The sequence below is a fragment of the Sphingorhabdus sp. genome (assembly GCF_046596595.1).
Classification (GTDB): Bacteria; Pseudomonadota; Alphaproteobacteria; order Sphingomonadales; family Sphingomonadaceae; genus Sphingorhabdus_B.
Window position 1 is genome coordinate 1 of the sequence record NZ_JBKJMB010000069.1, and the last position, 3,512, is coordinate 3,512.

The window sequence follows — 3,512 nt, forward strand, 5'->3', positions numbered from 1 at the left end:
ACATCAGGGCGTATTTGAGATATGTCATCATGTTTCCTTGGAAGAATGAGGCCAGCCCTATGAGTGCAGCCTTGAACCCCGTCTTAACGCCTAAATGGGATCGCCGTTCCGGTCGCGTAGAACCTCGCGGCGGCCAATATGGTTGGGCGCGCTAATGAAGCCATCCTCTTCCATTCGGTCGATGAGACGGGCAGCGCTATTATACCCGATCCGCAACTGCCGTTGAATCCAGCTGGTGGACGCTTTCTGGCTTTCAAACACAATTTGACACGCCTTGCGATATTGCGAGTCCTCTTCACTGTCGTCACCGCCCATAGCGCCGAAATCAAAACCGCCATCTTCGGGCTCTTCGGTCACTGCCTGGATATATTCGGGCTGTCCCTGCCCGCGCCAATGGTCGGCTACGCGGCGTACTTCATCATCGGAGACAAATGGCCCGTGGATTCGCGTCAGCCCACGGCCACCGGCCATATAGAGCATGTCGCCCTTGCCGAGCAATTGCTCAGCGCCCTGTTCGCCCAATATGGTCCGGCTGTCGATTTTCGACGTGACATGGAAGGAAATGCGCGTGGGCAAGTTGGCCTTGATAACGCCAGTGATAACATCGACCGATGGCCGCTGCGTTGCCATGATCAGGTGGATACCTGCTGCACGCGCCTTTTGCGCCAGACGCTGGATCAGGAATTCAACCTCCTTGCCAGCCGTCATCATCAGGTCGGCCAGCTCGTCGACAATGACAACAATCTGTGGCATCGGCTCGTAAGCAAGGCTTTCTTCTTCATATTGCGGCTGGCCAGTCATCGGGTCGTAACCGATTTGCACCTTGCGTCCCAGTGGCGCGCCCTTCGCCTTTGCAGCGCGCACTTTCTCATTGAAGTTCGCAAGGTTACGCACGCCAAGTGACGACATCATCCGGTAACGCTCTTCCATCTGCTCGACAGCCCATTTCAGTGCGCGGATGGCCTTCGCAGGCTCGGTCACAACAGGCGAAAGCAAATGCGGGATGTCGTCATAGCTGCTCAGTTCAAGCATTTTTGGATCAATCATGATCATCCGGCACTGGTCGGGCGTCAGGCGGTAGAGCAACGACAGGATCATGCAATTGAGACCAACCGATTTTCCTGATCCGGTGGTCCCTGCCACCAAAAGATGCGGCATCGGGGCAAGGTCGGCAATTACCGGATCGCCTGAAATATTCTTGCCCAATATGATGGGCAGCGCGCCTTTCTGCTCGGCAAATGCATCGGAACCGACCATTTCCTGAAAAACTACGGCTTCACGATGCGCGTTGGGCAGTTCGATGCCCATGACCGTCCGCCCTGGAATCGTCGAAACACGCGCCGATAGTGCCGACATGTTGCGCGCGATGTCTTCGGCCAATTGAATGACCCGGCTGGATTTGATCCCGGCCGCTGGCTCAAGTTCGTACATCGTTACAACAGGACCGGGGCGAACGGCGACAATCTGTCCTTTCACGTGAAAGTCGTCGAGGACGGACTCAAGCAAACGCGCATTGGCCTCAAGCGCAGTTTTATCGAGTTTTGGCACTGAAATGGCAGGCGGCGGATCAAGCAAATCGAGCGAAGGCAACGTGAAGCTGCCAAAAAAGTCGCCTTGCCGCGCGCCGGTCGAAAAGGCGGCTTTTTTGGGTGCAAGCGTGCGGTCTTCGATTAAAGGCGGCTTGCGTTGGTCCGGCTCAACCGCCTTGCGTGGCGGCTTGGGTTCGACGATCTGCGGCGCAGCCATGTTATCGCTGCCAACAGCGCGCGCATCACCCTTGTTCCCTGAAAATTTCGGCATCGCAAGCGACGGTATGCGCAATAAAGGACGTTCAAGTTGAAGCGAGCGGATAACAAGCGCAACACCGCCTAATAAGGTCCCGATTATGAGCAAAACCCGCAGCAACGTACCCCATATGCCGGGAACTTGGCTGATAAGTGCAACCGCGGCATTATCCAGCAGCAAAGCGATCGCGCCGCCCCAACCTGCGGGAAGCCCGATGTCACTGCCATGTTGCCAAAAAGCCATGCCAAAGCCAATCAGAAGCATGCCCGTCACGCACAACATCAATTGCCGTTTCCACTGCGGTTGAGGCACATCACGCCACAAACGCCGAGCGAATACCAGCATTAACGGGGATAAAAATATCGCAGGCACACCGAATACGAACAGCATGGCGTCGGACAGATAGGCACCACTTTGCCCCATCCAATTGTGCTGCACATTTGCAGCAGCGCTATTGTAAGCGGCGTCGGCTGCCGAATAGCTCAGCACCGCCAATGCATAGAATATTGCGAACAATCCGAGGGCAGCCGCGCCGAACAGCGCACCGCTGCGGATCAAAGACGCACGCATCATCTGACGCCAATTCGCCATATTATTCTTCGATGCAAATTTAGAAACGCGCGAGGCCATGTTAAAAGTGCCCGAATTGATGAGGTCGCAGATGACCGAATACGCCCTTTTCGCCTTCGCTGGACTCCGCGTCAAGTATTAGAGGGTGAAAAGGCGCAAGCGTCCATGGACGCTACGGTCGAAATCCTCCTTTGAATCCGCCCCCGCCTTGGGGCATAAGACAGCTATGGATAACACAGCAGATGTCATAATCATTGGTGGCGGCCTCATTGGCCTCACTCAGGCACTTGCATTGGCTGGGCAAGGCATCAGCAGCCACGTCATCGACCGCGCCGATCAGGCAAACATGCTTGAAGCAAGCTTTGATGGCCGCACATTTGCGATATCGAGTTCGAGTTACAAATTGTTTGAGGCCATTGGCATGGGCGAAGCTCTGGCTGGCAAAGGTTGTCCGATAGAAAAAATCTGGGTGAGCGACAGCCTTAAAGCAGGATCGCTCGATTTTGCGCCCGACGAAGAGGACGGATTTCTGGGCCAGATGTTCGAAAGTCGGTATTTGCGCGGCGTGCTTTACAAAGCGGCGCAGGAACATCCCGACATTCATTTGCACATGCCTGCCAAAATCATCAGCAAGTCGCGCGATGCGGGTGGCGCGAAGGTTGTACTCGAAGGCGGCCGTGAATTGACCGCTGACCTGATGATTGTAGCCGAAGGTCGCAAGAGCGAGACTCGCGAAGAAGCAGGGATTAACATCGCGCATTGGCAGTATGAGCATCATGCCATCGTCGGCGCGATGTACCACGCGCTGCCCCATAACAATATCGCCTATGAGATTTTTTATCCGACCGGGCCTTTTGCCGTTCTGCCTATGCTGGATGATGAAAACGGCCGCCACCGTTCGGCAATTGTCTGGTCTGTCAAATCGGAGGATGCCGCTGGCTATATGAAATTATCGCCGCGTGGCTATGCCGCAGAGCTCGAAAAGGGAATGGGCGGCATATTGGGCGAAGTCGAATTGTCCGCGCCGCTGTCGTCGTATAAGCTTGGCTTCCACCATGCAGCAGCGATTACCGCCGAACGGCTCGTGCTCATTGGCGACAGTGCACATGGCATCCACCCCATTGCAGGTCAGGGACTGAATTTGGGGCTTCGCGATG

Annotated in this window: 2 protein-coding genes; one reads left to right on the forward strand and one right to left on the reverse strand. The window is 55.5% G+C overall.

Going from position 1 to position 3,512, the window contains the following annotated elements:
- Window positions 1–90: 90 nt before the first annotated feature.
- Entirely contained in the window at window positions 91–2,376 is a 2,286-nt protein-coding gene (locus ACLL9E_RS07395; RefSeq protein ID WP_411291099.1) for a DNA translocase FtsK 4TM domain-containing protein, read from the reverse strand.
- 205 nt (window positions 2,377–2,581) lie between these two features.
- Here ACLL9E_RS07395 and ACLL9E_RS07400 point away from each other — a divergent pair.
- On the forward strand, window positions 2,582–3,512 hold a 931-nt coding region (locus ACLL9E_RS07400), incomplete at its 3' end, for an FAD-dependent monooxygenase (RefSeq protein WP_411291100.1).